Genomic DNA, 3,692 nt, shown 5'->3' with positions numbered 1-3,692 from the left:
GCAGCGAGGGCCGCGTCTTGCCCTGCACGTTGTACTTCGAGAGCTTGAGTTCGGTGAGACGCTGGCGCAGGCGCTCGGCACGCGCCAGCAGAGCCGGTTCGAACTCCGTCTCGGCGAGCAGTCGTTCCAGGTCGCTTTCGCGGGCGGCGTCGTAATAGAGCCCGCGGGAGTCGAAGGCCAGCGACAGCGGCCGGATCAGATCGACCCCCAGCCCGACCGAGCGCACGAAGCCATCCTCCATCCGCCACAGCGCGAGTCCGTGCCGGCGGCACAGCGCCTTGATCGAGTCGGTCGCCTTTTGTCCCCACACCACCAGGCTGTCGCGACCTTCGAGTTCGTGGGGCTGCGGGTGGTCGTCCTGGATGAAGCGCACGCTGGAGGCCGGGCCGAGGAAATCGGTGATGAAGGCACGCTTCCAGCTGGAGAATCCGACGGCCAGCCACCGTCCCGCCAGGCGATCCCGCTGGCGCTTCTGGTCGGCGATCAGGTCGAGGGTCGCCTCGAGGGTCGAGACCTTCCCGGTGTAGGGATTGGCGTAGCGGCAGTAGCGCAGGTAGGCCGCAGCGAACAGTTCCAGCAGCGTGCGTTGGCGCTGGCGGCGCTCGCAGCGCAGCGCGTCCCGGGTCAGGCCCCAGCCGGCATAGAACGGCATGCCGAAGCAGTGCACCGGCTTCTCCGCCATCAACGCCTCGAATCCCAGCTGGCTGGTGACCACGTAGACCGCGTCGGCGGCATCGATCAGCGCCCACGGATTGATGTCGTCACCGATCAGCCGGCAGCGGGGATGCGCCGAGGCCCGGGTCAGGTAACCCTGCTTGCGCCCGGCGATGACGTCGGGATGGGTCTTGATCAGGATCTCGGCATCGGGGTGGTCGTCGATCGCGCTCTCCAGCATGCGCTGGAACGAGCCGGCGTCGGCCATGCCATGGGTAATCGAGGCGTCGTCGCGGGTCTGGTCGATGACCAGCACGCGCGAGCGGTCGGCGGCGGGTAGCGGCCGATCCGGGGCGTGGTTGTACTTCGACAGCCGCAGTCGACGCAGGCGCTGCATGGCGTGGTCGGCGCGTGCCAGCTCGTCCGGGCCGAAGGTCGCTTCGGCGAGCAGCGTCTCCAGGTCCGAAGGGCGGGTCGCATCGTAGTAGATGCCGCTGTAGTCCACGACCAGGCTATGGGGCTGGGAGTAGTTGACGCCCAACCCCAGCGAACGCAGGAACCCATCCTCGATGGCGATGTAGGGCAGGCCCCGGCGCGTGGCCAGACGACGCGCCTGTTTCGACGTGGGCTTCAGGCCCCAGCCGAGAATGGCGTCGACGGGCTGGCGGCTGCCGGGCTTGAGGCGAACCTGGCGCGAGTACTCCGGCAGCAGACAGCGGATGATGTTCCAGCGGGCCAGGCCCTTGGAGAGATAGCCGGCCACGCGCTGGGAGGACGGTCGCAGGACTGTCGAATCGTTATGCATGGGTCACAGAAAGCGGGTGCGGTCCGTCGGGGAAATGTCGTGTCACTGCCTTGGGCGCTTGCCCGACGCAACCGATCCGAGTCCGGAGCGTGGGGCAATCTGGTGCGCAGTGTAACGCAAAGCGCGGCGCGAGGGCGCTTTTCGGCTGTGTCGAATTGCTAAGCGCCGGGATTTTTCGTAATCGGGGGAGGGTGGCGAATATGGCAAATGTAAACAAACTTTTCTGCGGGAAAACTCGATGAATGAGGTATTAACAAAATCAGACTTTCGGTTTTTCGTCCGAGGTATTTAATTCAGATTTTTTTGCGTCGGGAAAAGAGGCTGGCGATCTTTGTCGAGTTCAGGAACTTAAAAAGGTTTCGCAATGGGAATGAGCTGATGAATATCGGAATCGGTCTGCTTGACGCTGTTTTTCGATTAATTCCATTTAAAAACAAAATCTTGCCATTGGTATTAGAGGCTCACATTTTGGTGTGACTTCCTGTTTTGTAACTTTATTTAGCAGCCTTTCTAAAACCCGGTTCTGACCTTTACACGACTTTACCTGTAGAGTTTTGAAGGTTTGACTCGGAGCCCGTTGTTGATCGAAAAAGAGTCTCGAAAACAATAAATGGGAACGGCGTTGAAGAGGCCTTCGGTCGATTTCATCCGTTTGAAACCTTTTGTTTCGTTACTCTCGATCGGGTGCACGGGAACGTTATGCGCGAACTGACAGTCACGGCTCACACTCACCTCAAGCAGCTCGAGGCGGAGTCGATTCAGATCATTCGGGAGGTGGCCGCGGAGTTCCGCAATCCGGTGATGCTCTACTCGATCGGCAAGGACTCCTCGGTGATGCTGCATCTGGCGCGGAAGGCGTTCTACCCCGGAACGCCCCCATTCCCCCTGTTGCACGTCAACACCCCCTGGAAGTTTCGCGAGATGATCGCGTTTCGCGATCGCACCGCGGCCCAGGTCGGCATGGAGCTGATCGAGCACGTCAACGAGGAGGGGCGGGCTGCGGGCACCAACCCTTTCGACCACGGCAGCGCCAAGTACACCGACGTCATGAAGACCCAGGCGCTCAAGCAGGCGCTGGACAAGCATGGCTTCGACGCGGCGTTCGGTGGCGCACGCCGGGATGAAGAGGCTTCCCGCGCCAAGGAGCGCGTCTACTCGTTCCGGGACCGGCATCACCGCTGGGACCCCAAGCGGCAACGGCCGGAGCTGTGGAGTCTCTACAACGGCAAGGTCAACAAGGGCGAGTCGATCCGCGTCTTCCCGCTCTCCAACTGGACCGAGCTGGACATCTGGCAGTACATCCATCTCGAGTCGATCGCCATCGTGCCGCTCTACTACGCGGCTCCGCGACCGACCGTGCTCCGTTCGGGCCTGCTGCTGATGGTGGACGACGAGCGACTGCCGCTGGCGGCCGGCGAAGTGCCCCAGGAGCGCTGGGTGCGCTTCCGCACCCTGGGATGCTACCCGCTGACCGGCGCCATCGAGTCCCGCGCCACCACCTTGCCCGCCATCATCCAGGAGATGTTGCTGACTCGCACCAGCGAGCGCTTCGGACGTGCCATCGATCACGATGGCGCCGGCTCGATGGAGAAGAAGAAGCGCGAGGGGTACTTCTGATGCCCCTTCAGACAGTGCGAATCGCCGACGATGTCGAACGTCATCTCAACACGCACGAGGGGAAGGGCCTGCTGCGACTGCTGACCTGTGGCAGTGTCGACGACGGCAAGTCGACCCTGATAGGCCGGTTGCTGCATGACGCCAGGACGATCTACGAGGATCAGCTGGCGGCGGTGGTGCGCGACTCCAGGCTGAGCGGCAGCCAGGGTAGCCAGGTGGACCTGGCACTGCTGGTCGACGGTCTGCAGTCGGAGCGGGAGCAGGGCATCACCATCGATGTCGCCTACCGCTTCTTCTCCACCGACAAGCGCAAGTTCATCATCGCCGACACGCCGGGCCACGAGCAGTACACCCGCAACATGGCCACCGGCGCTTCCACCGCGGATCTGGCGATCATCCTGATCGACGCGCGCTACGGGGTGCAGCTGCAGACCCGGCGGCACAGCTTCATCTGCGACCTGCTCGGGATCCGTCACTTCGTGATCGCGATCAACAAGATGGACCTGGTGGGCTATTCCGAAGCCCGGTTCCAGGAGATCGTCGCGGATTATCGCGACTTCGCCGACAGGTTGAACGTCAGCGACGTACGCTTCCTGCCCATCTCCGCGTTGAACGG

Annotated in this window: 3 protein-coding genes; 2 read left to right on the top strand and 1 reads right to left on the bottom strand. The window is 62.6% G+C overall.

Translation table 11 applies throughout. The features are described 5' to 3' along the window. The coding region (locus tag AC3AYF_RS19330; protein WP_487780208.1) for a capsule polysaccharide biogenesis protein at positions 1-1,459 on the bottom strand (1,459 nt) is incomplete at its 3' end. Between the two features lie 699 nt (positions 1,460-2,158). Here AC3AYF_RS19330 and cysD point away from each other — a divergent pair. Then, positions 2,159-3,076, top strand: a complete 918-nt coding sequence (gene cysD, locus AC3AYF_RS19325; RefSeq protein ID WP_487780207.1) for a sulfate adenylyltransferase subunit CysD — start codon at positions 2,159-2,161, stop codon at positions 3,074-3,076. Further along, a partial coding sequence (locus AC3AYF_RS19320; RefSeq protein WP_487780206.1) for a GTP-binding protein occupies positions 3,076-3,692 on the top strand: 617 nt, incomplete at its 3' end. The genes cysD and AC3AYF_RS19320, both read left to right, overlap by 1 nt.

It is taken from the genome of Salinicola sp. (genome assembly GCF_982684285.1).
The sequence above is the reverse complement of the archived record's forward strand: the minus strand, read 5'-3'. Positions and strand labels throughout refer to the sequence as shown.

Bases quoted from the DNA above. Each gene is read 5' to 3' on its own strand.
- cysD (WP_487780207.1), top strand. From the start codon at position 2,159: ATGCGCGAACTGACAGTCACGGCTCACACTCACCTCAAGCAGCTCGAG.